An 18,635-nucleotide genomic window follows, 5' to 3' on the forward strand; every position below is an offset into this window, starting at 1 on the left:
CGACCTGATCAGGCCCCCGTCGCCAGGTGGGGATCGGCGACGGGCTTGGATTCCGCCGAATTGCGTTGTCGCAGTATGACCGACAATACGACGATCGCGGCCACCGCCACGAATTCGCTCTGCCAGTTCTGCATCGACTCGAACCAGAACTGCGATGTGGTGAGGTACTGCCAGACCGTTACCGCGGCCTCACCGTGTTGCTCCTGCTCGGTGCTGTACGCACGCGCGCCGCCGACGGCGTGCAGGACGAACGAGGCGAGGAACAGCGCGAAAAACGCTATCGACAACGAGTTCTCGTATACCGCCAGAACCCACCCACCGCGGCGGATCGGCCATGGGGCACCGGCCTGGTCCTTCTCCGCGCGAGGGTCCACGTCCTGCGGCGCTTCGGAATCCACGGGTTTGGACTCCGACGAACCCCGTTGATACAGAAAAGCCGTCAACACGACGTACATGCCCATCTGGAGGAACTCGGATTCCCAGTTCTCGAACGTCGCCTCGACGAATTCGCCGGTGCGCAGGTACCCCGACAGCGAGACCGACGCGGCGCCGTGGGACATCTGCTCGGCGTTGAAGGCATGCCAACCGGACACGATCATCCCGAACATGAAGACGAGAAACAGCGCCGAACAGGCCAGGAACAGCCCGTTGTCGCGTAAGACGCGGCGCATCATCAGAACCGGCCCCTCTCCGATCACCGACGCCGGCCGGGCCTCAGCCCAGGGCCGGAGAACGAGGCGAATACCTCAACACCGCACCCACCCCGTCACGCGGGGCGATCCGTTCGTCCACTCGCACCAACTCGGCGCCGATCATGACCGCCGCGAGCGGCAGCGCCTCGTCGGCCAGGAGCGTCCGCTCGGGTGCCAGTCCGAGCTCCGAGAGATTCTCCGGAGTCGGTGCGAGAGTTGCGACCCCACCCGCGTCCGGTCCGCCGTCGACGACCGTCGCGCCGTCGAGGTCACCGATGATCAGCGTTTCGACCTCGCCGTTCCGCAGCGCGCCGCAGACGGCGGTGAGACCTTCGACGGCGAGTGCCGGATCATGACCGAGCCCGGCCTCGAAACGTTCGGCCACATCGGCGATCAGCTCGTTCTGGCGCCGCGCGAATTCTTCGGCGACAGCACGGCGGACGTCGGCGTCGGCCACTCCGCCGCGCCGCGCGCCCAGGTGCAGATCGACGAGTCGCGTGGCCAGCCGCTCGGGAGCCGCGGCGGTCAGATCGGCGGTCGAGGATGTCTCGCCGATGACGAAGACGATCTCGGGGTCGTCGGCGTCGACGATGGCGGTCAGGCGCTCGGCCACCGCCCGGATGTTCTTGCGTCTTTCTTCGTCGCTGCGCTGCTGCGGGTCGCCGTATCCGGGGGACTCGGCACTTGCCGCGTGATGCACCGGATACCCTTCGCCCTCAACGGTTTCGGTCTTCACGGACACCCCACCGGTAGCGAAGACCTCGATGTCGGCCCCGGTGTGGTCGACGGCGGCGACCACGTGGCAGGGCGACGCGGTGCCGTGCTCGATCAGCGGGACCAGATAGGGCACCGGCGAGTAACGGGCCGTCGGGGTCACCGGTGGACGGATGAGCTGCTCGTCGAGGATCACTCCGTCCGGACCGGCGATCACCGCTCGACCACTGACACCGACCGACGGCACCTGGCCGAGGAGGGCGGTGCCGATCGGATCGACGACAGCGGGTTCCGCTCCGGCCGAGATCAGTTCGTCGCGCAATGCGCGCCAACGCAATTCCATCGCGTGCGCGGCATCTTCGGTGTTGTGCGAATCGTCGATGTAGACCGAGGCGAACGGACCTGTCGTGGTCGTCAGCGCTCGAAGTCGGGTCGAGTTCATGCGCGGTCTCCTCACGGGTTGTTCGGGCACGTCGACCCTCTACGGGTGCCCAGCGAGGAGGCCCTCAAACATCCCGGCCCGGCCGCCGGTCGGCGTGCCGGGCAACAGACGGGGGTCAGAGCGTGGCGGCGTCGATCACGAACCGGTAGCGCACGTCCGACGCGACCACGCGGTCGTATGCCTCGTTGATCCGATCGGCCGAGATCACCTCGATCTCCGCACCGATGCCGTGCTCGGCACAGAAGTCGAGCATCTCCTGGGTTTGGGCGATCCCCCCGATCATCGAACCGGAGAAGCTGCGCCGCTTGCCGATCAGCGCACCGGCCGCGACGTCGATCGGATGTTCGGGCAGACCGAGTTCGACGAGGGTGCCGTCGAGGGCGAGCATGCCCAGGTACTTGCCGATCGGCAGGTTCGCGGACACGGTGTTGAGGATCAGGTCGAAGGAGTTGCGCAGGTCGCGGAAGGTCTGCGGATCACTCGTCGCGTGGTAGTGGTCCGCCCCGAGACGCAAGCCGTCCTCCATCTTCTTCAGCGACTGCGACAGCACCGTCACCTCGGCGCCGAGCGCGTGGGCGATCTTGACCCCGACATGTCCGAGGCCACCGAGACCGACGATCGCCACCTTCTTGCCGGGACCCGCACCCCAGTGCCGCAACGGCGAATACAGCGTGATCCCCGCGCACAGCAGCGGAGCCGCCTCGTCGAGCGCGATCCCCTCCGGGATGCGGCAGACATAGTTCTCGTCGACGACGATCGAGGTGCTGTAGCCGCCGTGCGTGGGTTGCCCGTCCCGGCCGAGCGCGTTGTACGTCCCGGTGCTGCCGCGCTCGCAGTACTGCTCCTCACCGAGTCTGCACGGCTCGCATTCACGGCAGGAGTCGACGAAACAGCCCACGCCCACGCGATCCCCGACCGCGTACCGGGTGACGCCCTCACCGACGGCGGAGACCGTACCGGCGATCTCGTGCCCCGGGACCACCGGGAACCGGGTGCCACCCCATTCGTCGCGTGCGGTGTGGATATCGGAGTGGCAGATCCCGGCGTAGGCGATGGCGATCGCGACGTCGTTCGGGCCGAGGTCGCGCCGTTCGATCGTGGTCGGCTCGAGCGGGCGATCTGCTGCCGGGGCGATGTACGCGTTGACCGTCGTGGGCATGCGGGGGACTCCTAGGGCTGGATGTTCAGGGACTGAAGTGTTCGCGGGCTGATGTGTGTTCGGGTGCTGATGCGTTCGGGGCGACCGATGCGCAGGTGTGCATGGGTCGGCACGTGACAAGTCTGCCGTCGCGCGTGCGTCATCGCCAGAACGGCACGTCGGGAGCCGACGCAGCACGTACGGACACTGGATCGGCCTTCGAAGATCGTTACAATGGACGACGGTGACGATCAACAGCTCGGTCGACGACGGCCGGCGCACGCAGTTGCATCCGGTGTCGCCCATCGCCGAGGTCACGCGATTCGGGGCAACCACCGCCCACGCGGCTGCGGGCCTCGGGCGGTTCGTCCTCCACACGGCAGGCGACGCGATTCGCGGTCGCGCGCCCAATGCTGCGCGCGCGGCGCATGAACTGCGGGCCACCTTCGAGCATCTGGGTCCGACCTACGTGAAGCTCGGGCAGCTGATCGCCTCGAGTCCCGGCGTCTTCTCCGACGCCCTCTCCTCGGAGTTCGAGACGCTGCTCGATCGCGTGAAACCGGCCGACCCCGACGAGATGCGTGCACAATTCGTCGCCGAACTCGGCCGCCCGCCCGAAGAGGTCTTCGCGCAGTTCGATCCGGTGCCGATCGCCTCGGCGTCGATCGCGCAGGTCCACACCGCGACCCTGCACAGCGGCGAAGAAGTGGTCGTCAAGATCCAGCGACCCGGGATTGCCGACCGGCTCGCCCCGGACGTCGCGATCCTCGAACGTCTCGCCGGTCTCGTCGAGGTCTCCGAGTACGGCCGGATGCTCAGCGCGCGCCACGTCGTCGAGGATTTCGCGGCCGGCCTCGATGCCGAACTGGATTTCCGGATCGAGGCGGACACCATGCGGGAATGGTTCGAGTGCCTGCAACCGGGCCCCTTCGGGGATCGTGTCCGCGTCCCGCACGTGTACGACGAGTTCACGACGCCGCGCGTCCTGACCATGGAGCGCATCCACGCGGTCCGGATCGACGACGCCGCCGCGGTTCGGGCGGCCGGTCACGACGGCGTCGCGCTGTGCCGGAACCTGTTGCTGTCGCTCCTCGACTCGGCATTCCACGGCGGCCTCTTCCACGGCGATCTGCACGCCGGCAACGTCCTCGTCGACGAAACCGGGAAGATCGTGTTGCTCGACTTCGGCATCGTCGGCCGGTTCACCCCGCGTACGCGCCGGATCCTTCGCCAGCTCGTCGTCGATCTGGTGGTCCGGGCGGACTACGAATCCGCAGGCCGCGCGATCTTCCTGCTGGGCGCCGTCCACAAGCCGGGGTCGACCGCCAGGGGCGCCGAGGACATCAAGAAGGTGACGACCCCGCTGTCGACGACCGATCTCGGTTCGATGTCCTACACCGACCTGGGCCGACAACTCGCCGCCGTGGCCAAGGCCCACGACGCCCGGCTGCCGCGCGAACTGGTTCTCGTCGGCAAACAGCTGCTGTACGTCGAGAAGTACATGAAGCTGTTGGCGCCACGATGGAAGGCCATGTCGGACAAGGAGATCTACGGCTACATGGCCGGCATCCTGAAGGAGGCCGAGCGCGATCGCCGGGCCGACCGTGAACGAATGAGCTGATGCACGGTGGTAAATCGCGGCATGTCGGGCCTACTGACGCGTACGGAGCGCGAATCGACCGCTAGGGTGAGAGCGATTAGCTGCTGATTCACAGGAGTCACACATGAGACGTTTCGTGCCGGCACTGCTGGCATTCTTTGGCGCCGCGTTCATCGCGGCGGCCATCGCCATCCCGCTTTACCTGGTGCCGCAACTGAAGGTGGTGCCGCTGGACCTGGACATCACCTCCGACGCGACGACGGTGGCGGCCGACGGTTCGACGGGCGACCGGTTCCCGGCCGTCATCTTCGACCGTTGCTCGGTGGCCGAGGACCGTGCCCGCACACTCGAGGCGCACCTCACCCAGCAACGCCGCTCGATCATCACCGAACCGTCGGACAGCCGCCAGGCGAGCCTGCAGTCCGCGCAGACCGTTCTGATCGACCGGCTCCGTGACGCCGACGGTCAGGAGACCGAGCCGAGCGTCGCCGCTGCCGGTGAGACCCGCACCTGCAAGGACGGCTTGCTCGCCGCGTCCATCGACCGCGTGTCGGTGAACCGGAAGACCTCGGTTCCCAACGGCGCCGTGAGCTCGCTGCAGCTCGAGGCCGTCCCGCCGGGCGGCAACGTCAACGACGTGTCGGTCGCCCTCGACAACCGCACCGGCTTCCAGTACAAGTTCGGCTTCGACGTCCAGAAGCGCGACTACGCGTACTACGACCTGAACACCCGCCAGGACTGCGCGGCCAAGTTCCAGGGCGAGGAGGAGATCGACGGGGTCAAGACGTATCACTTCGCGTGCGACGTCCCCGAGACCGATCTGTCGTCGCTGCCGAACGCCCAGGGTGAGGCCGCTCTCGGCACCATGCTGACCATGCCCGCCAGGTGGTGGGGCATCACCGGCCGCGGCGTCCGCCCGAACGATCCGGTCACCATGCACCGCTACGCGGCGGCGACCCGCCACGTGTGGGTCGAACCCGAGACCGGCACCATCGTCGACGGTCGCGAGGACCAGCACCAGTACTTCAAGTCGCCCGACCAGAGCGAGGCCACTCCGGCGCCGGTTCGTGAATTCCGGATGGACGCGCTCAAGGGCACGTTCAAGTGGGCCGACCAGACCGTCGCCAACCAGGCCGACAAGGCCAGCGGCTACCTGAACCAGCTGAAGGTCGGCGGCACCTGGGTGCCGATCATCCTCGGCGTCATCGGCGCCATCCTGCTGGCCGCCGCGGTCCTGCTGTTCCTCCGCGGACGTCGCGACGACGCCGTCGTGGCCACCGCCGGTCCGGTCGGCGCCCCGCCCGCCGCGGACGACCGCGACACCCGACTGATCAAGCGGGATGTCCCTCCGGCCGGTGCCGCACCGTCAGCGGGTAACCCGTGGGAGCGGCCGACCGAGCAGATCCCGAAGGTCGACGGTGGCGAGCCCCCGGCCGACGATTCGTCGACGCGCACCTTCCGCAAGCAGCCGCCGCCCGAGTAGGGCCCAGCTGCACGGCGACCCCCGCGGGCGCATCCGGTACCCACCGGATGCGCCCGCGGTGTTTTGTCTGTGGCAGGTGCAGCACTACGTGTCGGCCGGCGACACGAACTGCTGAATCTGGCCCTCAGAGGCGCGAGGCTCCTCTGCCCACTTGATGTGCGAGGACCGCGCCACCCCCTCAGGTGCGAGGGCTCGCCACCCCGCCCCTCAGGTGCGAGGCTCGCCACCCCGCCCCTCAGATGCGAGGACCGCGCCACCCCGCTCCCGTAGCCAGGCAGGGCCACACACACAACACGGGCCGGTGACCCCGAAGGTCACCGGCCCGTGCCGTTGTTGTCTCTATGGAGTTGCGAGACCGTTCACTCGGCTCAGAAGAACGCCGGGCGGAAGGTCTTGGCCCACGACTCCTTGAAGGTGCTCGACCAGTAGTCCCACCAGTGCGCACCGTCCGGGGTGATCCGGGTGGTGAGCTTGACGCCGGGGACGAGCGCCACGCGGCCGACGTACAGCTGGCTGCTGGTCGAGGCGGCGACCTCGAGCGGGATCATCTGCGCGAACTTGACCGGGTCGAAGTTGCCGCTGGTCGGGTTGACCGACGAGTCGTACTTGCTGCCGACGCCGCTGCCGGACGACACGTAGACGTACTTGCCGGCCAGGTTGCCCGCGCTCAGGAACGGATCGTTCTGGAACCAGCTACCCGCCGGGTAGAAGCCCCACATGTTGGTGGGGTTGCCGCCCATCTCGATGACGGAGGCCTGGATGCCCTGGGTGAAGCCCGGCATGGTGACCGTCGGGTAGCCGCTGTAGGACGCGACCGCCTTGTAGAAGTTCGGGTGACGCGACGCGAGGTTGAGCGCCGAGGTGCCCGACATCGACAGGCCGGCGATGCCGTTGCGACGGTTGTCGCTGCCATGGTTTGCGGCCATGTAGCCCGGCAATTCGCGGGTCAGGAAGGTCTCCCACTTGTTGACGCCCAGCTTGGGGTCGGCCGACTGCCAGTCGGTGTAGAAGCTGCCGCCGCCGCCGAACGGGATGGCGACGTTGGTGCCCTTGCCGGCCATGTAGCGGGCGACATCGGTGTTGATCAGCCAGCCGCTGTTGTTGTTGGGGGCGCGGAGTCCGTCGAGGAGGTAGAGCGTCGGCTTCGGTCCGCCGCCACCCGCCGAGACGATGCACACCGGCACGGTCCGGTTCATGGCGTTCGAGCGGACATACTCGACGTTGCAGCCATTGGCTGCGGACGCCGGCGGAGCTGCGACCAGCGTGGCACCTGACACGGCCACGAGAGCCACGAGTCCGGCGACGAGGCGCTTACGGGCGCGAGTCAGCATTCGTCAGTTTTCCTTTGGATCTCGGCCGGAGTCGGCCGCTGTCTGGGTCTTGCCTACCGGGTACTGCGGAAGTGGTACGAGGGGGATTGTATTGATCCCCCTCCGGCGCGGTACCCGTCGTCGTGAAGTGTAACGGCACGATAACGTCGCGGCAAAGGCTGGAACGTGCTTCGTGACCCCGGATGGCAGTGGCACATCTCACATCTGCCGCGATCTGAACAGCCCATATGGCCCATACGCGGCATCCTTGCCCGATTTTGCCCTCTGAACGGATGAAATTGCCGCGACCGCACCGTTATTCGTTTGGGTGGTTAACGGTGATACGGAGATCTGCCACGAGCTTCGGGGCCGGCCATGTCGATCAACCACCCGCGATTCGACGCCTCGATCACTAGGGTCAGGGCGGTGGACATGGGTGAATACCTCGGCGCCGACGCCACCGCACTCGCCGGACTCGTCGCCTCGGGCGAGGTCACGGCAGTCGAACTCCTCGATCTGGCACGGACACGTGCCGCCACGGTGAACCCCCACCTGAACGCCATCGTCATCCCGATGGAAGCCGAGGCCGACCGCCGGGTGCACACCGAGCTCGACGGACCGTTCGCCGGCGTCCCGTTCCTGATCAAGGACCTCGCCCAGGACTACCGCGGCTACCCGACGACGCGCGGCTCCCGGTCACTCGCCCGGCACGTGGCCACCGAACACGCGACGGTCGTCCAACGCTTCCTCGACGCCGGGCTGGTCATCTTCGGTAAGACCAACACCCCGGAGTTCGGTGCCAAGGCACAGACCGAATCCGTCCTCTGGGGCCCGGCGCGCAATCCGTGGAACCCCGACGTGACCCCCGGCGGCTCGTCCGGTGGCAGCGCGGCCGCCGTCGCCGCCGGCATCGTGCCCGCGGCCGGGGCCAACGACGGCGGCGGATCCATCCGCATCCCGGCGGCGTGCAACGGCCTGGTCGGCCTGAAGGCCTCGCGCGGTCTGATGCCGTTCGGCCCCGCCACCGGTGAACCGCTCTTCGGGATGGGAGTCGAGGGCGTCGTGACCCGGACCGTGCGCGACGCGGCCGCCCTCTACGACGCGATCATCGGCCCCACCTCGTCGTCGACCTATCCCGCTCCCCTCCACACCGAGTCCTTCACCACCCGCATCGCCACGCCGCCGCGACTGCTGCGGATCGGGTTCACCACCCGTTCGGCGATCAACCCCGCACCACACCCCGAGGCGGTCGCCGCCGTCGAGCACGCCACACGCGTGCTCACCGGACTCGGGCACCACGTCGAGGAGGTGGACCCGCCGCACGACGACGCGGAACTGGCCCGCGACTTCCTCGAGATCTGGTTCGCGAAGGCGGCGGCCCAGGTCGACGAGGCGCGACGCCTGTCCGGCGCCGGTGACTCCGAGTTCGAGGCGGACACTCTCGCCCTCGCCGAGATCGGCCGTGCGGCCGGGGTCGTGCCGCTCTTCCGGGCACTCGATCACGTCAACGACCACGTCCTCGCGCTCGAACGCTTCCACCAGAATTACGACCTGCTGCTGACCCCGACCCTCGCCGTACCGCCACCGAGGATCGGGTCCATGACGACCCCACCCCTCCTCCAGCGGGCAGCGCGTCTCGCGGCTCACGCCCGCGTCGGCCGGGTGATGTCGCGGATGGGAATCGTCGACCAGCTCATCGAGGAGAACCTCGACTGGGTTCCCTACACCCAGCTGGCGAACCTGACCGGGCGTCCGGCGATCAGCGTTCCCCTGCACTGGACCGACACCGGCCTGCCGCTCGGGGTGCAGTTCGTCGGCAAGCTGGGCGCCGACGGCGATCTCCTCGCCCTCGCCGCATCGCTCGAAGATGCCGCGCCGTGGTTCCACCGGTACGCCGACATCACCGTGTGACGCGGCGCTAATGTCTTCTCGAGATCGCGAGTTCTCGTGGGGACGAGCGGCACATCGAACGAGGTGAGGAGTTGTCGTGACTGAGCAGGTGGCCGACGCGGTGGTCGTCGGTGCGGGTCTGGCGGGTCTGGTCGCGACATACGAGCTCACCAAGGCCGGCCGGCGGGTGGTCGTCGTCGATCAGGAGAACCGCAACAATCTTGGGGGACAGGCATTCTGGTCGCTGGGCGGACTCTTCATGGTCGACACCCCCGAGCAGCGCCGACTCGGCATCTCCGACTCCGCGGACCTCGCCCTGCAGGACTGGATGGGGTCAGCCGGATTCGACCGTGACGACGAGGACTACTGGCCGCGGCAGTGGGCCCGGGCGTACGTCGACTTCGCGGCCACCGAGAAGCGGCAGTATCTGCACGATCTCGGGCTGCGCATCACCCCGATCGTCGGCTGGGCCGAACGCGGGGGCGGTTTCGCCGACGGGCACGGGAATTCCGTGCCACGCTTCCACCTGACCTGGGGCACCGGGCCGGAGGTCGTGCGGATCTTCGCCGAACCGGTCGTCGAGGCCGAGAAGCGCGGGCTGGTCGAGTTCCGGTTCCGCCATCGCGTCGACGAACTCATCGTCGAAGACGGTGTCGCCGTTGGCGTGCGGGGCGCGACCCTCGCACCGACCGACCTCGGGCGCGGCAAGGCGTCGAACCGCGATGTGACGGGCGAGTTCGAGGTCCGCGCCGGCGCGGTCATCGTGACCTCCGGCGGGATCGGCCACAACCACGACCTCATCCGCAAGAACTGGCCGGTCGACCGTCTCGGACCGGCACCGAAGACGATGATCTCCGGCGTCCCGGCCCACGTCGACGGACGCATGCTGGGGATCAGCGAGGACGCCGGCGCGAGCATCGTCAACCGGGACCGCATGTGGCACTACACCGAGGGCATCCACAACTGGGACCCGATCTGGCCGGACCACGCCATCCGGATCATCCCGGGCCCGTCGTCGTTGTGGCTCGACGCCAACGGCAACCGCCTCGCGCCGCCGAACTTCCCGGGCTTCGACACGAACTCGACGATGAAGGCGATCGTCGCCGCCGGTCACGACTACTCGTGGTTCATCCTCACCCAGTCCATCGTCGAGAAGGAGTTCATGCTGTCGGGTTCGGAGCAGAACCCAGACATCACGTCCAAGGATCTCCGGCTCGCCGCCAGGAGCCGCCTCGCCAAGGGCGCCGCCGGTCCGGTGGATGCCTTCCTGCGCAACGGTATCGACTTCGTGGTCGCCGACAACCTGCCCGAATTGGTCAGCGGCATGAACGCGATCGCCCGCGGCCCCGAACTCGATCTCGCCCACATCGAACGCGTCATCTCCGCCCGCGACGCCGAGGTGGACAACAAGTTCTCCAAGGACGCCCAGTTGATGGCGATCAACAACGCGCGACAGTTCATCGGCGACAAGATGGTTCGTGTGGCCAAGCCCCACCGCATCCTCGATCCCGCACACGGTCCGTTGATCGCGGTGCGGCTCAACATCCTCACCCGGAAGACCCTCGGCGGCCTCGAGACGAACCTCGACTCCCAGGTGCTGCGACCCGACGGCAGCGCGTTCGACGGTCTGTTCGCCGCCGGCGAGGTCGCCGGCTTCGGGGGCGGCGGTGTGCACGGTTACAACGCTCTCGAGGGCACCTTCCTGGGCGGGTGCATCTTCTCCGGACGAGCGGCCGGACGGGCCGTCGCGCGCAGCTGACCCCGGCCCTCGACCGGGTGGCGGCACGTCTACGAAAAGGGCTGCCTGCCCTACTTTTTCGCGACCCCATCCGCGATCCCGTTTCGGATATGCGTGGGCTAGGGTAATGGGCGTGCCGGTGCCGCAGACGATCCTGACGCGAAAGACCAAGTCGGCGATCTTTCTCGTCCTCACCATCGACGACGGTGGTGAGGACACGGTCCGCGATGTGCTGGCGGAGATCCCGGGACTGAACAACGCGGTGTCCTCGCGTGCCCCGGAGGCGGCGCTGGCCGGCATCGTCTCGATCGGTTCGGACGCGTGGGACCGGTTGTTCGACGGCCCCCGTCCCCGTGCGCTGCGTCCGTTCGTGCCCTATGAGGGCGACGTCCACACGGCTCCGGCCACCCCGGCCGATCTGCTGGTGCACATCAAGTCCGACCAGATGCACCTGTGCTTCGAACTCGGCCGCCTGATCACCGACGCACTCGGCGATGCGGTGACGGTCGTCGACGAGGTCCACGGCTTCCGCTATTTCGACCTGCGCGACCTCATCGGTTTCGTCGACGGCACCGAGAATCCGGTCGGGCAGGCCGCGGTCGAGGCGATCACCGTCGGCGACGAGGACCCCGACTTCGCCGGCGGCAGTTACGTCGCGATCCAGCGCTATGTCCATGACCTCTCGTCGTGGAACGGGCTGAGCACGGGTGAACAGGAAGCCGCGATCGGGCGGACCAAGCTCGACAACGTGGAGATGTCCGACGACGTGAAGCCGGCGAACTCCCACATCGCGCTCAACAAGGTCGAGGACGAGAACGGCGAGGAGATCGACGTCGTCCGCGACAACATGCCCTACGGCGACGTCTCCGGGGCCGGCGAGAACGGCACCTTCTACATCGCCTACTCCGCCGGACCCGACGTCACCGAGGAGATGCTGCGCAAGATGTTCATCGGCGATCCGCCGGGGACCTACGACCGCCTTCTCGACTTCACCACCGCCGTCACCGGTGCGCAGTTCTTCACCCCGACCATCGACTTCCTCGAGGATCTGCCGCCCGCACCCCAGACATCCGAACCCGCCGCCCAGGTCCCGCCCCGCCGCGGCGACGGTTCCCTGGGGATCGGCTCCCTACGCTAGTCCCCCCGGGAACCAGTCCCTGCAGACAGACCCACCGCCCGACACCACCGCATCAGGAGGCCACCATGAACAACCTGCACCGCGAACTCGCGCCCATCTCCGAGGCAGCCTGGGCGGAGATCGAGGAGGAGGCGACCCGGTCGTTCAAGCGGAACATCGCGGGCCGTCGACTCGTCGACGTGAAGGGGCCGATGGGTCAGGACACCGCGGCGGTCACCCTGGGCCATCGCAGCAAGATCGACTCGCCGGCCGACGGCATCCAGGCGTTCATCCGGCGCACACAGTCGCTGGTCGAGTTGAAGGTGCCGTTCACCGTCTCCCGTGAGGCCATCGACGATGTGGACCGCGGCGCCCAGGACTCCGACTGGGATCCGGTCGTCGAGGCCGCGCGCCAGCTCGCGCTCGCCGAGGACCGGGCGATCTTCGAGGGCTACGCGGCTGCCTCGATCGCCGGTATCCGCTCCGAGGCCACGGCGACCCCGATCCAGCTGCCCGAGGACGTCCGCGACTACCCCGAGGCCGTCAGCCAGGCACTGACCACGTTGCGACTCGCCTCGGTCGACGGGCCGTACTCGGTCGCCATGTCGGCGGAGGTGTACACGCAGGTCAACGAGACGTCCAACCACGGCTACCCGATCCGCGACCACATCAAGCGGCTGGTCACCGGCGACATCGTGTGGGCGCCCGCCATCCGTGGCGCGTTCGTCATGAGCACCCGTGGTGGCGACTTCGAGCTGACGATCGGGCAGGACGTCTCGATCGGCTACGACTCCCACGACGCCGACGTCGTGAACCTCTACTTCCAGGAGTCGTTCACCTACCTCACCCACACCGGGGAGGCGGCCGTCGCGCTGTTCGGCGGTTGATCGACGGAGACCGACGCACCTCACTTAGCCGGGGCAACTAGTCTGACGCAGGTGATCGCAGTGACCTCCGCCCCGCTCGCCACGCGGGCTACGCTCCCGGCGCCGGGCCATGACCTCGGCCCGCTCGCCACGCTCCCGGCGCCGGGATGCTGACCCGACTCATCCGCACGTACCTGCAGCGGTACCGCATCAACATCGTCATGGTGGTGTCGCTGCAGCTCGTGGCGACCGCGGCGATGCTGTACCTGCCCAGTCTCAACGCCGACATCATCGACAACGGCGTGGCGACCGGCGACACCGGTTACATCCTGCGTATCGGCGGCTGGATGCTGCTCGTGAGCATCGTGCAGATCGTCGCGACGGTCATCGCGCAGTTCTTCGGCGCACGCGCCGCCCTCGGTGCGGGCCGCGACATCCGCAGCGACCTGCTGCACCGGGTGAACTCGTTCTCCGCCCGCGAGGTCGGCACCTTCGGCGCACCGTCACTGATCACGCGCACGACCAACGACGTCCAGCAGGTACAGATGCTGATCGTCATGAGCAGCGCGATCCTCGTGATGGCGCCGATCATGTGCTTCGGCGGGATCATCATGGGCATCCGCGAGGCCCCCGCACTGTGGTGGGTCATCGCGGTGGCCGTGCCGGTCCTCGGCCTGTCGATGGGGCTCGTCATCGCCCGCATGATCCCCGGTTTCCGCTCGATGCAGGAGCGCATCGACGCGGTGAACCGGGTTCTGCGCGAACAGATCACCGGTATCCGCGTCGTGCGCGCCTTCGTGCGCGAGGACCACGAGCGGCAGCGCTTCGGCGTCGCCAACGACCGCCTCGCCGACGCCACCCTGCGGGTCGGCAAGCTGATGGCCCTGATGTTCCCGCTGGTCATGGTGATCACCAATGTCACGGTCGTCGCGGTCATCTGGTTCGGCGGGCACGCCGTCGCCGACGGCACCGTCGAGATCGGCGCGCTCACCGCGCTGATGACCTACGTCATGCAGATCCTGATGTCGGTGATGATGGCGTCGTTCCTGGCCATGATGGCGCCACGCGCCGCGGTCTGCGCCGAGCGCATCTCCGAGGTCCTCGACACCGAGACCTCGGTGCATCCGACGACCGATCCGGTCGGTTTCGCCGGCCATCCGGGCACCGTGCAGTTCGACGACGCCGAGTTCCGCTACCCCGGCGCCGACGATCCGGTGCTGAGCGGCATCAGCTTCGGCGTGACGCCCGGGACCACGACCGCCATCGTCGGTTCGACCGGTTCGGGCAAGACAACGCTCCTGGGACTCGTCCCCCGACTCATCGACGCGACCGCCGGGGAGGTCAGGGTCGGCGGCACCGACGTCAAACGTCTCGATCCCGACGAGCTGAGGGCGGTGGTCGGTCTCGTCCCCCAGCGGCCGTACCTGTTCTCCGGAACCATCCGGTCCAACATCCTGCACGGCAAGGCCGACGCGACCGACGACGAGATCTGGGAGGCACTGCGCATCGCGCAGGCCGACGAGTTCGTCTCGGCGATGCCCGACGGCCTCGACACGAAGGTCTCGCAGGGCGGCACCACGGTCTCCGGCGGGCAGCGGCAGCGGCTGGCGATCGCCCGAGCTCTCGTCCGGCGTCCCGCCATCTATCTGTTCGACGACTCGTTCTCGGCCCTCGACCTCACCACTGACGCCAGACTGCGCGCGGCCCTGCGCCCGGCCACCCGGGACGCTTCGGTGATCGTCGTCGCCCAACGCGTCTCGACCATCGTCGACGCCGAGCAGATCGTCGTCCTCGACCGCGGACGCGTCGTGGGCATCGGCACCCACGACGACCTGCTGGCCTCGTGTCCCACCTACGCCGAGATCGCCGAATCGCAGATGGCCATGGAGGAGCGCGCATGACCCGCCCAGGTGGGCCACCGGCGGCCGGCAGCCCCGAGTCCAAGCCGCGCTCGTTCTGGCCGTCGATCAGACGAGTTGTCGCCCAACTCGGTTCGTACCGGGGCCTGATGACGGTCACGCTCTCCTCGATCGTGGGTTCGGTCGTCCTGCTGGCCATCGCCCCGCGCGTCCTCGGGCACGCCACCGACCTCGTCTTCAACGGGGTCATCGGCCGGATGCTGCCCGCGGGCCAGACGAAGGACCAGGCGGTCGCGGGCCTGCGTGCAAGCGGTGACGACACGTTCGCCGACATGGTGTCGTCGATGGACGTGACACCCGGCGTCGGAGTCGATTTCGGCGACGTCGGCCGAGTCCTCTTCATCACCTTCGTGATGTACGTCGTGGCGTCGGGACTCGGCTGGCTGGCCGCCTATCTGCTGAACATCGTCGTCGTGGAGACCATCCGGGAGCTCCGTGCCCAGGTCGAGGAGAAGGTCCACCGTCTGCCCCTGCGCTACTACGACACGATGCCGCGCGGTGAGCTGCTCAGCCGGGTCACCAACGACCTCGACAACCTCTCGCAGAGCCTGCAGCAGACCATCGCCCAGTTCGTGAACTCGGCGCTGACGGTGATCGCACTGCTGGTGATGATGATCTGGATCTCGCCGTTGCTCGCGCTGATCGCGGTGACGACGGTCCCGCTGGCGGTCCTCGCCACCGCCGTCATCGCGAAGCGTTCCAAGCCGCACTTCTCCGCGCAGTGGGCATCGACCGGGGCACTGAACGCCCAGGTCGAGGAGGCCTTCACCGGTCACGAGCTGGTGACTGCATTCGGGCGTCAGCGCGAGATCGAGGCGACCTTCGACGAGCGCAACGAGAAGCTGTACGAGTCGAGTTGGCGCGCGCAGTTCATCTCCGGCGTCATCATGCCGACCATCATGTTCCTCGGGAACCTCAACTACGTGGCCGTCGCCGTCGTCGGTGGCCTGCGGGTGGCGTCGGGTTCCCTGAGCCTCGGCGAGGTGCAGGCGTTCATCCAGTACTCACGCCAGTTCACTCAGCCGCTGACCCAGATCGGGTCGATGATCAACCTGATGCAGAGCGGTGTCGCCTCGGCCGAGCGCATCTTCGACATCCTCGACGCCGACGAGCAGACCCCGGACGCGGCGAACCCGAAGACCCCCGCGGTCGACAACGGTCTCATCGAGTTCGACGACGTCTCGTTCCGCTACGTCGAGGACAAGCCGCTGATCGAGAACCTCACCCTGACAGCGCGTCCCGGACACATGGTCGCGATCGTCGGGCCGACCGGCGCCGGCAAGACCACCCTGGTCAACCTGATCATGCGGTTCTACGACGTCGACTCCGGAACCATCCGCGTCGACGGTGTGGACTCGGCCGAGATGACCCGCGACGACCTGCGGGAGCGCACCGGCATGGTGTTGCAGGACTCGTGGCTGTTCGGCGGGACCATCTACGACAACATCGCCTACGGCGACCCCTCGGCATCCCGCGAGGAGGTGCTCGAGGCCGCGCGGATGAGCCACGTCGACCACTTCGTCCGCACCCTTCCAGACGGTTACGAGACCGTCCTCGACGACGAGGGGGGCGGCGTGAGTGCCGGTGAGCGGCAGCTCATCACGATCGCCCGGGCGTTCCTCGCCAAGCCCACGATCCTCATCCTCGACGAGGCGACCAGTTCCGTCGACACCCGCACCGAGCTGCTCATCCAGAAGGCGATGGCCAACCTGCGTACCGATCGCACGAGTTTCGTGATCGCACACCGACTCTCGACGGTGCGCGACGCCGACGTGATCGTGGTGATGGAGAACGGCCACATCGTCGAGCAGGGCAACCACGAGGAACTCCTCGCCGCCCGCGGTGCGTACTGCCGTCTCTACGAGAGCCAGTTCACCGGTGCGCTCGAGGCGGGCTGAGTCGACAGCCCCCGCCGGCTGAGCCGGTACCGAGCGCAGCGAGGCACCGCGTCGAAGCCCCGGCATCCACCCCGCCCCGCCGGCTGAGCCGGTACCGAGCGAAGCCCCCGGCATCCACCCCGCCGGCTGAGCCGGTACCGAGCGAAGCCCCCGGCATCTACCCCGCCGGCTGAGCCGGTACCGAGCGAAGCCCCCGGCATCCACCCCGCCGGCTGAGCCGGTACCGAGCGCAGCGAGGCACCACGTCGAAGCCCCCGCCCACCGCCCTCTACCAGACCCCACCGACAAGTCACGCGACGAAGCCAAGTACCGAAAGTCGTTGCGAGGTAGTCGAACTGCGGGTACTGTCGAGTTATCGAACACACATTCGAGTCAATGTCTCCGGGGGGGTGACCATGGCCGATCACGCACTGCACGATGGCACCACCACACCGCCACCGTCCAACCCCGCCGCGTTGATCGGTCAGATCCACACCCTCATCGATCAACTGCAGACGGCGAGCCTGGCACAGTGTCCGGATGCCGAGCTGGTCGATGTCGCCGCCGAGACCGAACGCGCGATCGCGCGACTGAGTTTCGCCGGTGACCGTCAGGTCGTCGAAGCCACCGAACGTGATCTGCCACGTAAGACCGGTCATCGCAGTGTCATCCAGTTCATGACCCACCGCTTGCGCATCGCCTACCCGGGCAAACGACTCAAACAAACTCGGGCCACTGCAACCTTTCCCGACCTCACCACCGGCGAACCCCTCGAACCCGCCCACCCCACCCTGGCCAAGGCCTTCGCCGACGGCCGCGTCGGGTCCGCGCACGTGCACGCGGTGATGGAGGTCCTCGACCAGATCCCCCACGCCACCCCACACGATATGCAGGTCGCCGCCGAACGCCAGATGGCCGAGATCGCTGTCGACCACACCCCCGCCGACATCACCGCGCTCGGCGCACGGCTTCTGGCGCAACTCGATCCCGACGGCATCCTGACCGACGATTCGGATCGCCAGCGACGCCGCCAACTGTGGGTCAACCGCCAACGCGCCGACGGCACCGCCCAACTCACCGCCACCCTCACCCCCGAACTCCTCGCGCGCATCAGCATGTTCCTCGCGGTGTGGGCCAAACCCGGCATGAACAACCCCACCGATCCCGATTCACCCCACGGCTCGATCGAGAACGCCGACCCCGACCAGGTGGCCGCCGCGGCCGAGCGCGATGACCGCAGCCCCGCGCAGTTGAACCACGATGCGTTCAACGCGCTGCTGACAGCGGTGTTCGAGGACGGCATGCTCGGCAAGAGTCACCGTGGGCTGCCTGTGCAGATGATCGTCAAGGCCGATCTGACCGATCTGATACGTGAAGCCGGGTTCGCCACCACCGCCACCGGCACCCTCATCCCCATCCCCGACCTGATCACGATGGCCGCCGACGCCCAACCCTGGCTGACGGTGTTCAAAGACGCCACCGCGATCCCGTTGTACTTCGGGCGCGGGAAACGTCTAGCCACCCGCGAACAACGCCTGGTCTCCTTCGCCCGCCCCGACGGTCACGTCTGCTCCACACCCGGCTGCGACCTGTCCGCGGCGTATGTGGAAATGCATCACGCCCAACTCGACTGGGGCCTGGGCGGGCTGACCGACATCGTCGACCTCGCCCCGGCGTGCCCGAAACACAACCGAATGGTCAGCGACAAGCCCGGTGACTACACCACCCGCATGGTCCGCGAAGGACCCGACGAAGGCCGCTGCACCTGGCAGCTGAATCACCCCAGGTTTGATGCCGCTTCCTTCTGAGTCAGGAAGGATGGGCACATGCCTAAGAAAATCGATCCGGA

13 protein-coding genes are annotated in these 18,635 nt (G+C 67.7%); 9 read left to right on the forward strand and 4 right to left on the reverse strand.

Going from position 1 to position 18,635, the window contains the following annotated elements; all coding sequences use genetic code 11:
• Positions 1 to 8: 8 nt before the first annotated feature.
• The 3 genes from BPODLACK_RS16820 to BPODLACK_RS16830 all read right to left on the reverse strand — a co-directional run bounded on the left by BPODLACK_RS16820 (position 9) and on the right by BPODLACK_RS16830 (position 3,007).
• The gene (locus BPODLACK_RS16820; RefSeq protein WP_096275046.1) at positions 9 to 674 is read right to left on the reverse strand and encodes a DUF6766 family protein; all 666 of its coding nucleotides are present in this window, start codon (positions 672 to 674) and stop codon (positions 9 to 11) included.
• A 40-nt stretch (positions 675 to 714) separates the two neighbouring features.
• Positions 715 to 1,848, reverse strand: a complete 1,134-nt coding sequence (locus BPODLACK_RS16825; RefSeq protein ID WP_159405749.1) for an Rv2629 family ribosome hibernation factor — start codon at positions 1,846 to 1,848, stop codon at positions 715 to 717.
• Between the two features lie 115 nt (positions 1,849 to 1,963).
• On the reverse strand, positions 1,964 to 3,007 hold the full coding sequence (locus BPODLACK_RS16830) for an NAD(P)-dependent alcohol dehydrogenase (RefSeq protein WP_159405750.1): 1,044 nt from the start codon (positions 3,005 to 3,007) through the stop codon (positions 1,964 to 1,966).
• 223 nt (positions 3,008 to 3,230) lie between these two features.
• Here BPODLACK_RS16830 and BPODLACK_RS16835 point away from each other — a divergent pair, with 223 nt between their 5' ends.
• Entirely contained in the window at positions 3,231 to 4,607 is a 1,377-nt protein-coding gene (locus BPODLACK_RS16835; protein ID WP_159405751.1) for an ABC1 kinase family protein, read from the forward strand.
• Positions 4,608 to 4,710: 103 nt separating this feature from the next.
• The gene (locus tag BPODLACK_RS16840; protein WP_159405752.1) at positions 4,711 to 6,069 is read left to right on the forward strand and encodes a DUF3068 domain-containing protein; all 1,359 of its coding nucleotides are present in this window, start codon (positions 4,711 to 4,713) and stop codon (positions 6,067 to 6,069) included.
• A 368-nt stretch (positions 6,070 to 6,437) separates the two neighbouring features.
• Here BPODLACK_RS16840 and BPODLACK_RS16845 read toward each other — a convergent pair whose 3' ends face one another.
• On the reverse strand, positions 6,438 to 7,400 hold the full coding sequence (locus BPODLACK_RS16845) for an alpha/beta hydrolase (RefSeq protein ID WP_006436577.1): 963 nt from the start codon (positions 7,398 to 7,400) through the stop codon (positions 6,438 to 6,440).
• Positions 7,401 to 7,811: 411 nt separating this feature from the next.
• Here BPODLACK_RS16845 and BPODLACK_RS16850 point away from each other — a divergent pair, with 411 nt between their 5' ends.
• From BPODLACK_RS16850 to BPODLACK_RS16880, 7 genes are all read left to right on the forward strand, one after another.
• Positions 7,812 to 9,290 carry an amidase gene (locus BPODLACK_RS16850; protein WP_159405753.1) on the forward strand — a complete coding sequence of 493 codons (1,479 nt, stop codon included), beginning with the start codon at positions 7,812 to 7,814 and terminating at the stop codon, positions 9,288 to 9,290.
• 76 nt (positions 9,291 to 9,366) lie between these two features.
• Complete coding sequence (locus tag BPODLACK_RS16855; RefSeq protein WP_159405754.1) at positions 9,367 to 11,028, forward strand: FAD-binding dehydrogenase; 1,662 nt, start codon at positions 9,367 to 9,369, stop codon at positions 11,026 to 11,028.
• Between the two features lie 112 nt (positions 11,029 to 11,140).
• Positions 11,141 to 12,145 (forward strand): Dyp-type peroxidase, encoded by a 1,005-nt coding sequence (locus tag BPODLACK_RS16860; protein WP_096275047.1) that lies wholly within the window; start codon positions 11,141 to 11,143, stop codon positions 12,143 to 12,145.
• A 65-nt stretch (positions 12,146 to 12,210) separates the two neighbouring features.
• Positions 12,211 to 13,011 carry a family 1 encapsulin nanocompartment shell protein gene (locus tag BPODLACK_RS16865; RefSeq protein ID WP_006436573.1) on the forward strand — a complete coding sequence of 267 codons (801 nt, stop codon included), beginning with the start codon at positions 12,211 to 12,213 and terminating at the stop codon, positions 13,009 to 13,011.
• Positions 13,012 to 13,157: 146 nt separating this feature from the next.
• Positions 13,158 to 14,891: an ABC transporter ATP-binding protein gene (locus tag BPODLACK_RS16870; protein ID WP_159405755.1), complete on the forward strand. Its 1,734-nt coding sequence runs from the start codon at positions 13,158 to 13,160 to the stop codon at positions 14,889 to 14,891.
• Positions 14,888 to 16,807 (forward strand): ABC transporter ATP-binding protein, encoded by a 1,920-nt coding sequence (locus BPODLACK_RS16875; RefSeq protein ID WP_159405756.1) that lies wholly within the window; start codon positions 14,888 to 14,890, stop codon positions 16,805 to 16,807. The genes BPODLACK_RS16870 and BPODLACK_RS16875 overlap by 4 nt, the downstream gene beginning before the upstream one ends.
• A gap of 395 nt (positions 16,808 to 17,202) precedes the next feature.
• Positions 17,203 to 18,594, forward strand: coding sequence for an HNH endonuclease signature motif containing protein (locus BPODLACK_RS16880; RefSeq protein ID WP_159405757.1), 1,392 nt, complete (start codon positions 17,203 to 17,205; stop codon positions 18,592 to 18,594).
• Positions 18,595 to 18,635 lie beyond the last annotated feature (41 nt).

Source organism: Gordonia sp. YY1 (genome assembly GCF_009872315.1).
GTDB lineage: Bacteria > Actinomycetota > Actinomycetes > Mycobacteriales > Mycobacteriaceae > Gordonia > Gordonia amicalis.